The organism is Massilia eburnea (assembly GCF_050709955.1).
Taxonomy (GTDB): Bacteria; Pseudomonadota; Gammaproteobacteria; order Burkholderiales; family Burkholderiaceae_D; genus Rugamonas; species Rugamonas eburnea_A.
This window is the reverse complement of record NZ_JBNZFX010000023.1, coordinates 120554-137521: the sequence shown is the minus strand read 5'-3', so window position 1 is coordinate 137521 and position 16968 is coordinate 120554. Positions and strand designations below refer to the sequence as shown.

The 16968-nt window shown below is 61.7% G+C and carries 18 protein-coding genes and 1 other RNA gene; 7 read left to right on the top strand and 12 right to left on the bottom strand.

Translation table 11 applies throughout. The annotated features are described in order from the left end of the window. From ACQ4MM_RS13120 to ACQ4MM_RS13105, 4 genes are all read left to right on the top strand, one after another. Positions 1 to 201, top strand: coding sequence for a YbdD/YjiX family protein (locus tag ACQ4MM_RS13120; protein ID WP_130313223.1), 201 nt, complete (start codon positions 1 to 3; stop codon positions 199 to 201). 84 nt (positions 202 to 285) lie between these two features. Continuing rightward, on the top strand, positions 286 to 2214 hold the full coding sequence (locus ACQ4MM_RS13115; protein ID WP_431477778.1) for an ATP-binding protein: 1929 nt from the start codon (positions 286 to 288) through the stop codon (positions 2212 to 2214). Further along, positions 2181 to 3086 (top strand): response regulator, encoded by a 906-nt coding sequence (locus ACQ4MM_RS13110; protein ID WP_431477777.1) that lies wholly within the window; start codon positions 2181 to 2183, stop codon positions 3084 to 3086. Before ACQ4MM_RS13115 ends, ACQ4MM_RS13110 begins: the two co-directional genes overlap by 34 nt. Positions 3087 to 3090: 4 nt before the next feature. Continuing rightward, positions 3091 to 5178 (top strand): putative bifunctional diguanylate cyclase/phosphodiesterase, encoded by a 2088-nt coding sequence (locus tag ACQ4MM_RS13105; RefSeq protein WP_431477776.1) that lies wholly within the window; start codon positions 3091 to 3093, stop codon positions 5176 to 5178. A 94-nt stretch (positions 5179 to 5272) separates the two neighbouring features. Here ACQ4MM_RS13105 and ACQ4MM_RS13100 read toward each other — a convergent pair whose 3' ends face one another. The 7 genes from ACQ4MM_RS13100 to dnaX form a co-directional block, all read right to left on the bottom strand. Then, positions 5273 to 5716 carry a hypothetical protein gene (locus tag ACQ4MM_RS13100; RefSeq protein WP_431477775.1) on the bottom strand — a complete coding sequence of 148 codons (444 nt, stop codon included), beginning with the start codon at positions 5714 to 5716 and terminating at the stop codon, positions 5273 to 5275. Between the two features lie 63 nt (positions 5717 to 5779). Next, positions 5780 to 6340 (bottom strand): hypothetical protein, encoded by a 561-nt coding sequence (locus tag ACQ4MM_RS13095; protein ID WP_431477774.1) that lies wholly within the window; start codon positions 6338 to 6340, stop codon positions 5780 to 5782. Between the two features lie 64 nt (positions 6341 to 6404). Further along, complete coding sequence (locus ACQ4MM_RS13090) at positions 6405 to 6707, bottom strand: DUF5076 domain-containing protein (protein WP_431477773.1); 303 nt, start codon at positions 6705 to 6707, stop codon at positions 6405 to 6407. 304 nt (positions 6708 to 7011) lie between these two features. Next, positions 7012 to 7602 carry a recombination mediator RecR gene (recR, locus tag ACQ4MM_RS13085; RefSeq protein WP_431477772.1) on the bottom strand — a complete coding sequence of 197 codons (591 nt, stop codon included), beginning with the start codon at positions 7600 to 7602 and terminating at the stop codon, positions 7012 to 7014. Between the two features lie 4 nt (positions 7603 to 7606). Beyond that, positions 7607 to 7897 (bottom strand): YciI family protein, encoded by a 291-nt coding sequence (locus ACQ4MM_RS13080; protein ID WP_431477771.1) that lies wholly within the window; start codon positions 7895 to 7897, stop codon positions 7607 to 7609. Between the two features lie 9 nt (positions 7898 to 7906). Then, entirely contained in the window at positions 7907 to 8233 is a 327-nt protein-coding gene (locus ACQ4MM_RS13075; protein ID WP_090436651.1) for a YbaB/EbfC family nucleoid-associated protein, read from the bottom strand. Positions 8234 to 8270: 37 nt separating this feature from the next. Then, complete coding sequence (dnaX, locus tag ACQ4MM_RS13070) at positions 8271 to 10721, bottom strand: DNA polymerase III subunit gamma/tau (protein WP_431477770.1); 2451 nt, start codon at positions 10719 to 10721, stop codon at positions 8271 to 8273. Positions 10722 to 10801: 80 nt separating this feature from the next. Here dnaX and ACQ4MM_RS13065 point away from each other — a divergent pair, with 80 nt between their 5' ends. Continuing rightward, positions 10802 to 10987 carry a hypothetical protein gene (locus ACQ4MM_RS13065; protein WP_431477769.1) on the top strand — a complete coding sequence of 62 codons (186 nt, stop codon included), beginning with the start codon at positions 10802 to 10804 and terminating at the stop codon, positions 10985 to 10987. Positions 10988 to 11031: 44 nt separating this feature from the next. Here the strand turns inward: ACQ4MM_RS13065 and ffs are convergent. Next, an RNA gene (gene ffs, locus ACQ4MM_RS13060) (signal recognition particle sRNA small type) lies at positions 11032 to 11130 on the bottom strand. Between the two features lie 16 nt (positions 11131 to 11146). Next, positions 11147 to 12631, bottom strand: a complete 1485-nt coding sequence (gene ubiD / locus ACQ4MM_RS13055) for a 4-hydroxy-3-polyprenylbenzoate decarboxylase (RefSeq protein ID WP_431477768.1) — start codon at positions 12629 to 12631, stop codon at positions 11147 to 11149. A gap of 477 nt (positions 12632 to 13108) precedes the next feature. Here ubiD and ACQ4MM_RS13050 point away from each other — a divergent pair, with 477 nt between their 5' ends. Both ACQ4MM_RS13050 and ACQ4MM_RS13045 read left to right on the top strand, forming a co-directional pair. Beyond that, positions 13109 to 14035 (top strand): transglycosylase SLT domain-containing protein, encoded by a 927-nt coding sequence (locus tag ACQ4MM_RS13050; RefSeq protein WP_431477767.1) that lies wholly within the window; start codon positions 13109 to 13111, stop codon positions 14033 to 14035. 68 nt (positions 14036 to 14103) lie between these two features. Beyond that, positions 14104 to 14814: a hypothetical protein gene (locus tag ACQ4MM_RS13045; RefSeq protein ID WP_431477766.1), complete on the top strand. Its 711-nt coding sequence runs from the start codon at positions 14104 to 14106 to the stop codon at positions 14812 to 14814. On the opposite strand, the gene nusB is transcribed toward ACQ4MM_RS13045, so the two are convergent. Genes nusB through ribBA form a run of 3 tightly spaced genes read right to left on the bottom strand, consistent with a single transcriptional unit; the run spans position 14811 to position 16936 of the window. After that, positions 14811 to 15281 (bottom strand): transcription antitermination factor NusB, encoded by a 471-nt coding sequence (nusB, locus tag ACQ4MM_RS13040; RefSeq protein WP_431477765.1) that lies wholly within the window; start codon positions 15279 to 15281, stop codon positions 14811 to 14813. The genes ACQ4MM_RS13045 and nusB overlap by 4 nt on opposite strands. Positions 15282 to 15301: 20 nt before the next feature. After that, the gene (gene ribH, locus ACQ4MM_RS13035; protein ID WP_431477764.1) at positions 15302 to 15790 is read right to left on the bottom strand and encodes a 6,7-dimethyl-8-ribityllumazine synthase; all 489 of its coding nucleotides are present in this window, start codon (positions 15788 to 15790) and stop codon (positions 15302 to 15304) included. A gap of 36 nt (positions 15791 to 15826) precedes the next feature. After that, positions 15827 to 16936, bottom strand: a complete 1110-nt coding sequence (gene ribBA, locus ACQ4MM_RS13030; RefSeq protein WP_431477763.1) for a bifunctional 3,4-dihydroxy-2-butanone-4-phosphate synthase/GTP cyclohydrolase II — start codon at positions 16934 to 16936, stop codon at positions 15827 to 15829. Positions 16937 to 16968: the final 32 nt, after the last annotated feature.

The following is a 16968-nucleotide window of genomic DNA, read 5'->3' as shown; positions in this document are numbered from 1 at the left end:
ATGCTGGGCGAAATCGTCAAGGCGGGCCGCTACCTCGGACAGAGCATGCGGCTGATGTGCGGCCTGCCGGAATACGATACCTACGTCGCCCATCGCGAGACCACCCACCCGGGTGAGCCCGTGATGAGCTACGAGGAATTCTTCCGCGAGCGTCAAGAGGCACGCTACGGCGGCGCCGGCAAGCGAGGTGGTTGCTGCTAGCGACTGGAAGTTAGAGCCAGATCAAAGTGTCGAATTTCTTAGCATTTATTCTTTGCCCGATGGAATCGTCCTTCGGCGGCGAAAATGCTCAACTTCGAACGGTCCGGCCTAAGCCAGAAACTGACCATCATCTCGGTGCTCACCACCGGCAGCGCCCTGCTGCTGGTGTTCGTGGCATTCGCCGTCGCGTCCATCCTTTCCCACACCAGCGAGGAACGCAAGCAGCTTACCTCGCTGGCTGACGTCATCGGCGCCAACAGCGTCGCTTCCCTGCTTTATGCCGACCGGCCTACGGCCGAACAAGCCCTGGCCACATTGGCAGTCAAGAGCGACATCACGCGCGCCGCGCTGTTCGACCGGGATGGCAAGCTGTTCGCCTCTTATCCGGTCCGGCCCGAACTGGCGCCCGATGCGCTGGACGCGCCGCGCCTCAAGCAACTGGCTTCCGGCGAACTGGCCGAGCGTGATGGGCCACCCTGGGCGCCGCTGCTGCGGCTTTACCGGCCGGTGCGGGTGCGCCAGCATGTGATCGGTGCAGTCATGATCGAGGCGGGGCAAGCCTCGCTGTGGCTTGGCATCCTGCGCAACCTTGGCATTACGGCGGCGGCCACCGCGTCCTCGTTCGGGCTGGCGCTGGTGCTGTCGGCCCGCTTCCGCGAGGGCATTGCGGCGCCTATCGCGCAGCTGATCGCGGCGGCCGACAGGGTAAGCAGCAGCCAGACCTACGCCCAGGTGCAACACCAGCGCAGCGATGAACTGGGCACGCTGATCGATAGCTTCAACGGCATGCTGGCGCAGATCGAGAGCCGCGACACCAAGCTGGCGCAATACCGTGGAGAGCTGGAACGGCAGGTCAGCATCCGCACGGCGCAACTGGAAAAGGCCAAGGACTCGGCGGAAGCGGCCAGCCAGGCCAAGAGCGCCTTCCTGGCCAATATGTCGCATGAAATCCGCACGCCGATGAACGGCGTGCTGGGCATGGCGGAGCTGCTGGCGGCCACTGAGCTGACCGAAACCCAGCGTCATTACACCAGCATGGTAAGGCGCTCGGGCGAGCACCTGCTGGTGATCATCAACGACATCCTCGACTTTTCCAAGGTTGAAGCGGGCAAGCTGACCGTTGAATACATCAACTTCAACCTGCGCGAGCTGCTGGACGATATCGAAAACGTGTTTGCGCCGCAGGCCCAGGCCAAGGGCATCGAAATGGAGTTTGCGGTAGCGAACAATATTCCGCTGGCGATCTGCGGCGATCCGAACCGGCTGCGGCAGGTGATCGTCAACTTGCTGGGCAACGCCGTCAAGTTCACCGACCAGGGCCTGATCAAGGTGGCGGTGCGCGTGGCGCAAGAGGACGCGCAGTCGGCCCGGCTCAGGATCGAGGTGCACGACACCGGCATCGGCGTGTCGCGCGAGGCTCGGACACATATCTTCGATTCCTTCTCGCAGGGCGATGGCTCGACCACCCGCAAGCATGGCGGCACCGGCCTGGGGCTGGCGATTTCCAAGCAGCTGGTGGAACTGATGGGCGGCACCATCGGCGTCGACAATGCGCTGGGGCGCGGCTCGGTGTTCTGGTTCACGGTGCAGTTCGACAAGCGGCGCGTCGATGCGGACGACGCGGGCTTCCAGCAGAAGCCGACCAAGGGCTTGCGCGCGCTGGTGGGTCGACCGGCATGCCGAGAGTGCGCTGGCACTGCAACGCCTGCTGGCACGCTGGCATCTGAAGGGCAGTTGCGCGCCCAGTGCGGCGGATGCCTTGCGCGAACTACACGCGGCCGCAGCGCGCGGAACTCCTTACGACGTGGCGCTGCTCGACATGGGCCTGGACGATATCGGCGGGCTGGCATTGGCGGCCGAGATCAAATCCGATCCCGATATTTCGCCAGTGCGGCTGATCATGCTGGCTTCCGAGCGCAATGCGGCGGACCAGGTGCAGCGCCGCGCCGCAGGCGTGGCCTTCCAAGCTCATTAAACCCGTGCGCGAGCCCGACCTGTATGACTGCATCGTGACGCCGGTGCGCGCCAATGAAGGAGTGGGCGTGACGTCACTGGCCGGCGCACCGCCGTCGCAGGCGTCGCTGAGGCCGCGGCATGGCCAGCGGCCGCGCGCCTTGCTGGCGGAGGATAATCCGGTGAACGTAGAGGTGGCATCGGCCATGCTGCGCGGATTGGGCGTGGAAGTGGCATGCGCCGCCAATGGCGAAGAAGCGCTTGCCGCCGTGCGCGCTGGCGATTACGACCTGGTGCTGATGGACTGCATGATGCCGGTCATGGACGGCATGGCCGCCACTGCCGAAATCCGCCGGCTGGAGCAGCAGCGCGGCCGAACACGGACCACACCGATCGTCGCCATCACCGCCAACGCCCTGCAGGGCGACCGCGAGCGCTGCCTGGCGGCAGGCATGGACGATTACATCAGCAAGCCGTTCTCGCAACAGGCGCTGGCCGACACGCTTGGGCGCTGGATCGCCCTGCCACGTCCAACGCGCGCGCCCGACTCGCCGGCCGTCCCCGCCGCATCCCCGGCCGCCGCCATCAATCCGCTCGCGCTTGATGCCATCCGCGCACTCAGCACGGACCAAGGCGAACTATTGCTGCACCGCGTGCTGGCCACCTTCCTGCAAGACACGCCCCGCCAGCTCGCAGCACTGCACGAAGCGGTCGCGGAAAACGACCCGGCCACCATCCGAAAGACCGCCCACAGCCTGAAATCCAGCAGCGCCAACGTCGGCGCCGACATGCTGGCAAAGCTGTTCAAGGACCTGGAACAAATGGCTCGCGCCGGCCAGACCGGCGGCGCGGCAGGCCAGATAGCGCAGCTGGAGCGCGAATTCCAGTCAGTGCGGCATTCGCTCAGCCTCATCCTGCCGAAGGGAGCATGACATCATGGCAGCGCTCTATTCCCCCAAACGCGGCACCGTGCTGGTGGCCGATGACGATCCCGTCATGCGCCTGTTGATGCTTGAAATGCTGGCCCAGGTCGGGCTCGACGCCGTGGAAGCGAGCGATGGCCGCGCCGCCGTGACCAGCTTCCGCGACAACGCGCCCGACCTGGTGTTGCTCGACGTCGACATGCCGCTGCTCGACGGCTTCTCCGTCTGCCGCGCCATCCGCAAGCTGGAAAGCTCGTCCCACGTGCCCGTCATCATGGTCACCGGCAGCGACGACCTGGAAGCCGTCACCCAAGCGTATGAAGCCGGCGCCACCGATTTCGTCTCCAAGCCGATCAACTGGCCGATCCTCGGTCACCGCGTGCTGTACGTGCTGCGTGCCAGCGACGCCATCGCCCGCCTGCGCATCGCCGATGCGCATAACCGCGCCGTGCTGGCAGCCATTCCGGACACCTTCTTCCGTCTCAGCGCAGACGGGTACTATCTCGATTACGAACAAGGCCACGAGCCTGGCGCCGATTTCGCCAGCCGCGAATGCGTGGGCCGCCACATCCGCGACGTGCTGCCCGCCCCTATCGCAAACCGCATGCTGGATCAGCTATCGGCCGTGCTGCATTCCAGCTCCGTGCATTCGGTCGATTACGAGTTGACGCGCGACGCCATCAGTCACCACTTCGAAGCGCGGCTGGTCGGCACCGCATCCGGTGAAGTCCTCGGCCTGGTGCGCGACATCAGCGAACGCAAACGCACCGAGGAACAGATTCGCAAGCTGGCCTATTGCGACAGCCTGACCGGCATCCCCAACCGCCAGGCCTTCCTGGAAACGCTGGAGCATGAATTGGAGCGCTCGCAGCGCGAACAGCGCAAGTTCGCGATCCTGTTCATGGACCTCGACTCGTTCAAGCGCATCAACGACACGCTGGGCCACAACGTCGGCGACCTGCTGCTGCAAATCGTTACCGAGCGCCTGCGCGAGACCATCCGTCCCAGCGACCACCTGTGCAGCCTTGCGCGCCTGGGCGGCGATGAGTTCACCATCCTGCTGCCCGACATCGAGCGGGTGGACGATGCGCTCACCGTCGCGCATCGGGTAAAGGACGCCATGCGCCGGCCATTCAACCTGGACGGCCACGAAATCTTCGTCACCGCCAGCATCGGCATCTCACTTTACCCGGAGGACGGCGAAGACTGCACTTCGCTGCTCAAGTACGCCGACACCGCCATGTACCACGCCAAGAACTGCGGCAAGAACAACGCCAAGTTGTACAGCTCCTCCCTGACGATGCAGATCATGAGCCACGTAAAGTTGGAGGTGGGATTGCGCAAGGCGCTACAGAACAACGAGCTATACCTTCTGTACCAACCGCAGGTAGACGTAGCCACCACCCGCATCGTCGGGGTGGAAGCGCTGATACGCTGGCGCCATCCCGAGCACGGCATCATCCCGCCAACGGAATTCATCCCGCTGGCCGAGGAAACCGGCTTGATCGTTCCGATCGGGGAATGGGTACTGCGTACCGCCTGCAACCAGGCGCGCGACTGGCAGCGCGAATGCGAGCGGCCGGTGCGCATGGCCGTCAACCTCTCTGCGCGCCAATTCAAGGATGAAAACCTGGCGCAGACCGTACTGGCCGTGCTGCAGGACACGGGCCTCGATCCCTACCTGCTGGAACTGGAGCTGACCGAAGGCACCTTGATGGACAACGCCCTGGCCACGCTGGCCACGCTGGAGCAGTTGCGCGGCATCGGCGTGTTCTTGTCGATCGATGATTTCGGCACCGGCTACTCGTCGATGAGCTACCTGAAACGCTTCGATGTGCGCGCGCTGAAGATCGATAAAAGTTTTATCAGCGGCCTGCCGCAGGACAGCGAAAACGCCGCCATCACACGCGCCATCATCGCCATGGCGCACGGTCTGAAAATGATCGTAGTGGCGGAAGGCGTTGAAACCAGCGAGCAGCTCGAACTCTTGAAGCAATACGGCTGCAACGTGGCCCAAGGCTACCTCCTCGGCCGCCCCGCCCCGCGAGAAGCCATTAGCCAAATTTTGACGGCGAGTACGATCGGTATTGCACCGGCCTGACGGCACTCACTGTACTGGAATAGCTCGCGCCGCGAAGAAGGCGCTCGCGTACATTCAAGCAGTCGTCAGAGTCCGCTGTCGCCGACTTCGGAAGTCAGAGATGGGCATCATACATATCAATTAAGCTTTGCAGCTGAGTCCGTTCCCCGGCCGAAATTCCATTCCCTTGATCAATCAGGACGGCATTAATGACATAGTATTCCGTCTCGTCGCGGATTTGGCCACGCTTCAATACGCGCTTATAACTTGCAGAATAGCGACGAGCAATCTCAGACACCGTAACCACACCTCCCGCCCTGAATGCCTCGTCAACGAAAGCTCTCGCATCAACGTTCCAACGCAGTGTTTCTTCAAGAGTATCGTTGGCTGCTTGGCGTAGGCCAATAAGCGCCATGGGTTCGCCAAATTGTCGGAGGGTTGCTTCTATTGATCTCGCAGGGTGGGTGTCCGACTCAGGGTCTACTCCCCAAATTTCGGTGGCGAAAAACCCCACATAAGCGAGTAACTCTTGAAATTCCTTTTCGCTTTCAGATGTCACTTCAACTCTCTCATATTTGAACTGGCGTCCGCAGCCGAATTCCGACCTTCAATGCTCACTTCGTCAGCAGTTAGGCGCCCCATTCTTGAACACTGAGAGGATTCCGCTTTCTCCGATCCGGTCAAAATCTTTTTCATAGTAGGATTTTGCCCACTTAATGAACTGCTCTGCATTCATCTGAATCATGCGAAGTAGCCATGCGGAACCATCATCTATGTCATCAGGAATTACCGCGCTTCCGGTCTTCCATGATTTACCGTCTACGCTCCAGCAGCAAAACGTAACGTCTTGATATTCGGCTGCTTCGTCGCTTAGCAAGCCCAAAAGATCGGAGGGCAAACCGTCGTATAGGCCTGGCCAGACTCCGTATTCTTCACGCGCATGTGGGCTTACTTTGGATTCGTGGTCAAAGCCCTTGATTACAGTTTTCCCGTCGAAGCTGAAGAATGCGACAACGTTATCTCCAGCACCGTTATCATATTTGGCCATTGCGATCCCATCTACCCAGTTCGGCATATAGCAGAATGTTCTTAGCCAATCCTCCGAGATTATTAAGGCATCGCAAATAGCTGCGCATTGCCACGCTCGTTGAAGCTGATCCGATGAAATTTGAGGAACGCTCATTTATTTAAGTCCCATAAGTTCTTACTGCATAATCCAAGGCCTGCTGTTGGCTGGATTGGGTCGCTTACACAAATCCACCATTAATGTCCGATGTCGGCGCATCAAGCTCCTGATTTAATCCATGAAGGATTTTCTGCAGTGCAGCGGCTTCCGCATTCGCATCTTCAGGATGGAGTGCTCGGGCAATATGTCGGGCCGAATCCGCAAGGATCGTTCCCCAAGCCACTTCCTCATCAATACCCAACCCGTCCCTATACATGCCAATCTTCAGCGAGCAATGCAACTGCTTCTCGGCTATCCATACACGCAGCATTTCTAGCGACGCAGCGTCCCTTTGCGCGGCAGCAGGTATCGGGCGTTCGTTCATATAAATCTCTCTTCAAACATTCAATGGCAGCTGTTGGCTGGCTGCGGCAAGCTTACATTGTGTGCTACGGCTCTCTGGCGGTACGCCATCACCCGCCTCCTTACCCGCTGGGAGAGCCCAAACAACTATTCGCTTGTCGCAGCAATCCAATTAATGATTGCCTTCGTCCCGAGCCATTCTCGTGCCAACCGACCCATGTCCGTGTAGGCAATCGCGGCAGCCGCAATAAGCAAGCCTTTATCAAGCTGAAATTGCCTACGACAGCGCCGTCGGAGGCTGTGACAGGACAGTGCTCGCCTGCTGATCAGGTGCTGCGGCGGTCGAGCATGGCGCGGGCGATGGTGCCGGCGTCGACGTATTCGAGCTCTCCGCCGACCGGCACGCCGCGTGCCAGGCGGGTTACGGCCAGGCCGCGCGCTTTCAACATTTCGCTGATGTAGTGGGCGGTCGCTTCGCCTTCGTTGGTGAAGTTCGTTGCCAACACCACTTCTTCCACTACTCCGTCCGCGGCACGCGCCAGCAGTTTTTCGAGGTGGATGTCTTTCGGGCCGATGCCATCCAGCGGCGACAGGCGCCCCATCAGCACGAAGTACAGGCCCTTGTAGGTCAGCGTGGATTCGATCATCGCCTGATCGGCCGGCGTTTCGACCACGCATAGCTGGCGCTTGTCGCGCGACTCGTCGACGCAAGTGTCGCAGATCTCGGTTTCGGTGAAGGTGTTGCACAGCGCGCAGTGGTGCACCTGCTCCACCGCCTGGTACAAGGCGCGCGACAGCATGGCGGCGCCTTCGCGGTCGTGCTGCAGGAGGTGGAATGCCATGCGCTGGGCCGACTTGGGACCGACACCAGGCAGGCGACGCAGCGCCTCCGTCAGGAATTCAAAGGACTTCGCCATGAGGTCAGGCTTGCTTGAAGGCGCTCAGGAAATCGGCCGTCTTGGTTGGCACGAATTCGGTGATCGCGTAGCTGGCGGCACCCGCTTCGTTGAACGGGTCCAGCTCAATCACCGCTTCGATATCGGCCCGGCTGTCGGCCGTGGCAAGGATGACGCCGCCCGTGCGCGGCACCAGGCGTCCAGACATCAGGAACATGCCGTTGGCATATTGCTCGCGCAGGTACTCGCTGTGCGCGGCGAGGAGCTTGTCGATCTCCTCGGCCGATTTGAGATACGTGAGCGTGATGATGAACATGATGTTGGCTTAGAACGGCATCTTGAAGCCAGGTGGCAGCGGCAGGCCGGCGGTCAGGCCGCTCATTTTTTCGGAGGCGGTGGTTTCGGCCTTGCGCACGGCGTCGTTGAAGGCGGCGGCTACCAGGTCTTCCAGCATGTCCTTGTCGTCACCCAGCAGCGAAGGGTCGATCGATACGCGCTTCACGTCGTTCTTGCAGGTCATCACGACCTTCACCATACCGGCGCCGGCCTGGCCTTCAACTTCGATCAGGGCCAGCGCATCCTGCGCCTTTTTCATGTTGTCCTGCATGGCTTGCGCTTGTTTCATCAGGCCGGCCAGTTGGTTCTTCATCATGGTGTGGTTCTCCGTATTTCGGTGTTGAGTATTGGGTTTAATGCGCCGGCGTCATCGGCGCCACGATCGAGCCGGGCACGATGAAGGCGCCGAAGTCGCGCATCATTGCTTTGATAAATGGATCGGCGGCCACTGTTTCTTCAGCGGCGCGCTGGCAATTGTCGCGGTGCGCCTGGGCTTCGACGCTGGTGGTGTACCAGGCCTTGCCGATTTCGGTTTCAACGCGAGCGGCGCGGCCGAAGCGTTCGGTCAGCGCGGAGGTCAGTTTTTCCACGTTGGCCGGAGTGGCCCAGGTTTCGATCGGGCAGCGGATGCGGAATACCGCCATATCGCCGTCGAAGCCACAGCTTAGCAGTTCGGCCTGGGTGGCCAGTTGCTGCGCCACGCCGCGCAGCGGCAGGTGCGCTGCCAGCGCTGGCCAGTTGCCATCCCAGCCCAGTTCAGGCACTGGGCTAATGACGTATTCATACGGCGCCTTGACGGGCGCGCTGGCGCGCTGCTGTGGCGCTGCCGGCGACATGCCGGAAATGTGACCGGCGCCGGCCGGCATTGCGGAGTCTTCAGAGAAGTCGGTGACCCAGGGCGGCAGGTCGTCGTCCTCGGCCTGTTGCTGCACGGGGGCTGCTTGGCGCTGGGGCACTTGCGACGGGGCTTCCATCACGCTGGCGGCGCTGCCCTGTTCATCCCAAGGTGCGCCTGGTGCCGGGGCGTCTTCCCACGGCGCTGGTGCGCGCGGTGCGGATGGCGCGGCCGGAGCGGAGTGCTGGGCTTGAGCTGGCGCCGACAGCATCGCGACGCGCGGTGCGGCAGCGGGTGCGGCGTGCGCTGCGGCGGCCGGCGGCGCCGAAGCGTCGTCCGGTGGTGCGGTCGGGCGTGCTGGTGCCGGGGCTCGCTGGCCAGTACGGGCGGCGGCGGCGGCGCGGGCCGCTTCCAATGCGGCCGTGATGGCCATCTTGGCGGGGCTCATCGGGCGGCTGCCGGCGGCGGGCGCGGGCTGCGGTGCAGGTGCAGCGGCTGGCGCGGCAGCCTGCGATGGCGCAGCGGCAGGCGCAGTAGCCTGCGGCAATGTAACCTGCGGCGCAGCAGCTGGCGCTGGCGGCACGGCGGCCGCCGCAGGGGCGGTCGGGACGCTGGTCAGGTGCGCGGCGCTGGGGGCGTTTGCTGCTGCAGCGGCGGCTGGTGCGACTTGTTGCACGGGCGGCGCTGGCGGCACCGCCGGTGCAACGGCGGCACTGGATGCCGGCGCCGGCTGGCCGACCGGAACACTCATGCGATCCGCCGTTGCGGCGCTGGCCGCCATGGCAGCTGCGGCAGCCGCGCGGGCGGGATTCGCGCCGGCGGGACGAGCAGCTACCGGGGCGCTGGCCGCTTGGCCATCTGCCCCACCGATGCCGGGCCGAAAGGCAAGCATGCGTAACAATGTCATGGAGAAGCCGGCATATTCATCCGGCGCCAGCCCCAGTTCATTGCGGCCGTGCACGGCGATCTGGTAATACAGCTGCACTTCCTCAGCGTCAAACAAGGAAGCGAGCCGCACAACATCGTTATATTCAGGCAGGTCCACAGGCACGGCGGAAGGCACGGTCTGCGCCAGCGCGATCCGGTGCAGCAAGGTGCCCAGGTCCTGCAAGGCGCCGTTGTACGACAGCGAGCGCGCCGCCATCTCATCGGCCACCGCCATCAGGTCCGCGCCATCCTTATTGGCCAGCGCGTCGAGCAGCCGTACCAGGTAAGACTGGTCCAGCGCACCCAGCATGCCCTGCACCGCATCCAGCGTGACAGCGCCGGCGGCGTATGCAATCGCCTGGTCGGTCAGCGACAAGGCATCGCGCATCGAACCGTGGGCGCCCTGCGCCAGCAAGCGCAAGGCAGGCTGCTCGAACATCACGTTTTCCTGGCCCAGGATATTTTCCAGGTGGCCGACGATATGTCCCGGCGGCATCTGCTTCAGGTTGAACTGCAAGCAGCGCGACAGCACGGTGACAGGAATTTTTTGCGGATCGGTGGTCGCCAGGATGAACTTGACATGCTCCGGCGGCTCCTCGAGCGTCTTCAGCATCGAGTTGAAAGCGTGGTTGGTCAGCATGTGCACTTCGTCGATCATGTAGACCTTGAAGCGCGCATTGGACGGCGCGTACACCGCCTGCTCCAGCAACTGTGCCATTTCATCGACACCGCGGTTGGAGGCCGCGTCCATCTCGATGTAGTCGACAAAGCGGCCGCCGTCAATCGCGGTACATGCCTCGCACACCCCGCACGGGGTAGCCGTGATGCCGCCATTGCCGTCCGGGCCGACGCAATTGAGCGACTTGGCCAGGATGCGGGACAGCGTCGTCTTGCCGACACCGCGCGTCCCGGTAAACAGGTAGGCGTGGTGCAGGCGACCGGTATGCAACGCGTGAGTCAGCGCACGAACCACGTGCTCCTGGCCGACCAGCGTTTCAAAGTTCCGGGGACGGTATTTGCGAGCGAGGACTTGATAGGACATGATCGGAATTTTACCGTAGATAGCAGGCACTGCGGACAACATTAGACGTTTGGCCAGAGCTCATCTAGACTTTGCCATTTTTGCAAGCATATCACCGTGAGGCGCCCAACCCGCAATGGCTGGCCGAAGAGAGGAACGGCACCAAGCGCTTCCTCAGCGACGACAAGCACCAGATCCGCTTGCAGGCCGACGCGGCGCTGCTGAAGGAAAATCCACTGATGGAGATTTCCACTCGCCCGCTGCAGGCCGAGCTGGATTCCGAGTGAGAAAATAAAAAAAGCTGCCAATGGCAGCTTTTTAACAAATTCAAAGAGGCGAGCCTGATCTGCGGCACTTGCGGTGAACAGCTTTGGCTGCTTCGTTCCCGACCTGACCAGGTTAACCGTGCCACAATGCGCAGGGGCCCGCCCGGGCGCAATTATAGGCTATAAACCGAGCTGCTGCCAAATATCATCGACACGGGCTTTCACGTCGGGCGTCATGGCGATGGTCGTGCCCCACTCCCGGCTGGTTTCACCCGGCCATTTATTGGTGGCGTCGATGCCCATCTTGCTGCCCAGCCCACTGACCGGCGAAGCGAAATCCAGGTAATCGATCGGCGTATGGTCGACCAGCGTGGTGTCGCGGCTCGGGTCGACACGGGTTGTTATCGCCCAGATCACTTCCTTCCAGTCGCGGATGTTCACGTCCTCGTCCACCACGATGATGAACTTGGTATACATGAACTGGCGCAGGAAACTCCAGACCCCGAACATCACGCGCTTGGCATGGCCGGCGTACTGCTTGCGGATCTGCACCACCGCCATGCGGTAACTGCAGCCTTCCGGCGGCAAGTAAAAGTCGGTGATCTCGCTGAACTGCTTCTGCAGCAGCGGCACAAAGACCTCGTTCAGCGCCACACCCAGCACCGCCGGTTCGTCCGGCGGCTTGCCTGTATAAGTAGAATGGTAGATCGGGTCGCGCCGCATGGTAATGCGGTCAATGGTGAAGACCGGGAACCAGTCCTGCTCATTGTAATAGCCGGTGTGGTCGCCATAGGGACCTTCCAGGCCATGCTCATAGCCGGAGGGATGGTTTTCATCCGGGTAGATATGCCCTTCCAGCACAATTTCCGCCGACGCCGGCACCCGCAATTCGCTGCCGATCGCCTTTACCAGCTCGGTGCGGCTGCCGCGCAGCAGGCCTGCGAACTGGTATTCCGACAGGCTGTCCGGCACCGGCGTTACGGCGCCGAGGATGGTTGCCGGGTCGGCGCCGAGCGCCACGCAGACCGGGTAAGGCTGGCCAGGATTCCTGATGCAGTGCTCACGGAAATCCAGCGCGCCGCCACGGTGCGCCAGCCAGCGCATGATTACCTTGTTACGCCCCAGTACCTGCTGGCGGTAGATGCCCAGGTTCTGGCGCTTCTTGTTGGGGCCCTTGGTAATGACAAGGCCCCATGTAATCAGGGGTGCCACGTCGCCAGGCCAGCAATGCTGGATCGGCAGGCGGGCCAGGTCCACATCATTCCCTTCCCACACGATCTCCTGGCAGGGCGCGCCGCGCATCTCTTTAGGCGACATATCCCACACCGCTCTTACCAGGGAGCCCAGGCCCATCAAGTCCTTGAAGCCTTTTGGCGGCTCGGGCTCTTTCAACTGCGCCAGCACGTGGCCGATCTTGCGCAGCTCGCCGACATCGTCAGCGCCCATGCCCAGCGCCACGCGGCGCGGGGTGCCGAACAGGTTGCCCAGCACCGGCATGTCGAAACCAGCCGGTTTCTCGAACAGGATGGCAGGACCACCGGCACGCAGGGTGCGGTCGCAGACTTCCGTCATCTCGAGGTGTGGTGAAACAGGCAAACTTGTGCGCTTAAGTTCGCCCATCGCTTGCAGTTGAGAAATAAAATCTCGGAGATCGCGATATTTCATACTTTTTTACGATTATTTTGCTCCCGACGAGTCGTCTGAGCACTTTTAGTCAAGCCGTTGATTTTATTGGTTTTTGTCAATGTGTACACGAGAAAGCTATACTCAAAAGTAATAAAGAACGTCTTCGTTAGTATTGACGGGATATAATACCCCTCCTACAATTTGACCTACCTGATGAGGACATGGCACATATGCCAACTAAGTTGTCACTCATTACATTCACGGAGTATCCGGGCTCCACAGACATTTTAAGGAGTGTTTTTCACGAGGCGTCTGCCTCTCACCCGGAAAAAGTTGTGTTGCAACTGGCCCCATAGACCCGCCAGCTTTAGCAAACAATGATGGCGTCCAGTCCCGTGCAACCTGTGCGGCGGTGGGCGAAGATAACACTGATGTAACGACTATGGCACGTCGAATTGACCGCGTTTCAACGCGGCAGGGACGCGTTTTGACTCTTACATTTCAGGGGAGTTCTGAATGAACAATCGATTCAATGGGGTGCTCGATAGCGCCCGCCTATGGGCTCGCCAGCCCGCTTCGTGGATTTCCACGCAAAGCATTTCGGCACGCGGCCTGATGACCGCAGCTCAGTCCATGCTGAGCCTCTTCGGTATCGCTGCACTGGTTATGGCTTGCGCCATGGTTGCCCGCCCTGAACTGGCAACCGACCTGGCCCATGCCCTGCGCGACGAGCAGCCTGTGCCGAAGCAAATTGTGGTTGCACCTCCGCTGTCCGAACTGATGGAAGCGCCTGCGGTACGTCCGGCCGGCCTGGTCATCGCAACCACCGAAGCGCAGCTTGCTGCCGAGGACAAGGACCTGGTGGGCTCCAAGCAGCAGCAGGACGCGGTCACCAACTGGCTCTCCAAGCGGTACCGCGTAGCGGGCGACGCCACCAATATGCTGGTTTCCACCGCCTACCTGACCGCTCGTGAAATCAAGCTGGATCCGCTGCTGATCCTGGCCGTGATGGCTATCGAGTCGGGCCTGAACCCGTTCGCGGAAAGCCCGATGGGCGCGCAAGGCCTGATGCAGGTGATGTCCAAGGTCCACACCGACAAATTCCAGGACATGGGCGGCGTGCAGGCTGCGCTGAACCCGGTTGCCAACATCCGTGTTGGCGCCCTCATCCTGAGGGATTACGTGGCCAAAGGCGGCTCCGTTGAGGCCGGCCTGAAATTCTATGTTGGCGCAGCCGCTTTCGAGACCGATGACGGCTATGGCTCGCGCGTACTGGCGGAATACTCCCGCCTGAAGCAGGTTTCCGCCGGCAAGAAGGTGCCTTACATCACCCCACCGCAGCAGGTTGCTGCCGCTCCGGCTCCGGCCAAGGCAAAAGAAGCCCCAACCACTGTGGCCCAGGCTGACAAGCCAATCAGCGCAGACCAGCTGGCCGGCCTGTAATCGCCCCCCTGCGCGCAAGAAGCCACCCACGGGTGGCTTTTTTATATTGTGCGGCGCAGAATGGGGGTATGTCGACCGCAAACCACCTGCTCATCTCCGAACGGACCTTGCAGCAAACCGTGGGCTGGATCGCATTCCTGATGCCGGTCAGCGTTCGCCTGCTCGCCTTCCTCTCGCCGGACCAGGTCTGGACCACCAATTCCATCAGCGCCTATTACTACAGCAGCGCGCGTGACGTATTCGTCGGCGCCCTGGTCGTGGGTGGCGTGGTCATGGCGTTCTTTCATACCGGCCATCGGCACGACCGCTGGATTTCCATCGTCGCCGGGGCGTCGGCAATCGGCATCGCCCTGTTCCCGATGAAAATATCGATGGGCGTCCTGCGATCACCGGGCACCATCCTGCCGGATGACGAAACCAAGCTGGTGGCAGCCCTGTTGCACGCGCCTCATGGGCCACTGGGCTACCACTTCATCTTTGTCGCCGCCTTCTTTGTGATGACGTTCTACCTGGTGACCTTCCGCTTCCGCGCCAACACGCCGTCCATGCCGACGCGGGAGAAATGCCAACGCAACAAGGTCTACGTAGCCTGCGGCGCCATCATGGCGCTGGCCTTCATATGGATTGCGATCCTGGAACTGAATGGGCAGCAGCAATCCATCTTCTGGCCGGAGACCCTTGCGGTCATGGCCTTTTCAGCCGCATGGCTGGTGAAGGGACAACTGGTGCTGAAAGACGGGCCCACGGCGATTGCCGCAGGCCCCGGAGGAAGGGATTAACGCTTCTTGTCTGCCGCGACTTCGTCGCCGCGCAGTTGGGCAGCCAGCTTGTCCAGCACGCCGTTCACATATTTGTGGCCATCGATACCGCCGAAGGACTTGGTCAGCTCCACTGCTTCGTTGATCACGACGCGGTATGGAATTTCGACATTGTTCTTCAGCTCGTACGCGCCGATCAGCAGCACAGCGTGCTCGATCGGGGACAGTTCGCCGATGCCGCGATCGACCAGCGGCGTGAACATTTCGCGCAGCTCGACCGATTGCTTGATGGTGCCGCGCAGCAGGTCGGCGAAGTACTCGCCGTCCGCCTTGTCGAAGCCATGCGCGCCGCGGATGTTGTTGACGACCTTGGCCGCTTCTTCATTGTTCAGCAGCCATTGGTACAGGCCCTGCAGCGCGAACTCACGTGCGCGGTGGCGCGGCGTGCGGTTCTTGCTCGGGTTAGCGTGCGTCATATTGTCAGTCATGTTCTTACCTTCTTGTTGAATTACTCGTCGTCGCCCAGGTCCTGGTGCAGCTCTTCCAAGGCGATCGACAGGTTGGCCATTTCGACGGCGCAGCGCGCAGCTTCGGCGCCTTTGACGGCCATGCGGACTTCCGCCTGCTCGTCGTTCTCGGTGGTCAGGATGGCGTTGGCGATAGGGATGCTGTAGTCCAGGCCCACGCGGGTGATGCCTGCGCCGGATTCATTGGACACCAGCTCGAAGTGGTAGGTTTCGCCGCGGATCACGGCGCCCAGTGCGATCAGCGCGTCGAACTGGTTGGACTCGGCCATCTTCTGCAGCACCAGCGGCACTTCCAGCGCGCCCGGCACGGTCACGTGCAGGACGTCTTCATCTTCCACGCCCAGGTTCTTCAGTTCCTGCAGGCAGGCCGACAGCAGGCCATGGCAAACGTCTTCATTGAAGCGCGCTTGCACGACGCCGATGCGCAGGTTTTCGCCGGACAGGTTGGTTTCGTAGGTTGCTACGGTCATGGTGGTCCTCTTTTCTGGATTCGGGTTAAGCCGCGCTTAGGCGGCAGGTTTGGCCATGTAGCCGGTGACTTCAAGGTTAAAGCCGGTCATCGAAGGCATCTTGCGCGGGCTGGCCAGCAATTGCATCTTGTGGACACCCACATCGCGCAGGATTTGCGCGCCAATGCCGTAGCTGCGCAGGTCCATGCTGGCGGCGCGGCCGGTCGGACGCACGTTCTTGCCAAGCGCATCCAGTTGGCCGAACAGCTGCTCCGCGGTCTCGCCGCAGTTCAGCAGCACCATCACGCCCTGCTCCGCCGCCTTGATCGCCTTCATCGAGGACGACACGTTCCAGGAGTGGGTGGTGGCTTCGGTTTCCAGCAGGTCCAGGATCGAGACCGGCTGGTGCACGCGCACCAGCGATTCCTTGCCAGGAGCCATATCGCCATGCACCAGCGCCAGGTGGGCCGCGCCGCTTGGCTTGTCGCGGAAAGCGATCATGCGGAAGTCGCCGTGCGCGGTGCGCAGCGGACGTTCGCCAATGCGCTCCACCATGCATTCGTTCTGGCTGCGGTAGTGAATCAGGTCGGCGATGGTGCCGATTTTCAAGCCGTGTTCCTGGGCGAATTCCAGCAGTTCCGGCAGGCGCGCCATGGTGCCGTCGTCTTTGATGATCTCGCAGATCACGGAAGCCGGCATCAGGCCAGCCATCGCGGTCAGGTCGCAGCCCGCTTCGGTATGGCCGGCGCGCATCAGCACGCCGCCCGGTACTGCGCGCAGCGGGAAGATGTGGCCCGGCTGTACGATATCGCTTGGCTTGGCGCCCTTGGCCACGGCGACCTGGATGGTCTTGGCGCGGTCGGCAGCCGAAATACCGGTGGTCACGCCTTCCGCCGCTTCGATCGATACCGTGAAGTTGGTACCGAACGAAGTGCCGTTCTTGGCCGTCATCATGGTCAGGTCGAGCTGGTTGCAATGCTCTTCGGTCAGGGTCAGGCACACCAGGCCGCGCGCGTGCTTGATCATGAAATTGATCGCTTCCGGCGTGACGTGCTCGGCGGCCAGCACCAGGTCGCCTTCGTTTTCACGGTCTTCTTCATCGACCAGGATCACCATGCGACCGGCGCGCAGTTCGGCGACGATTTCTTCGGTGCTGGAAATGGACATATTTTTTTCCTTTGATGTGAGGCACAGAGCGT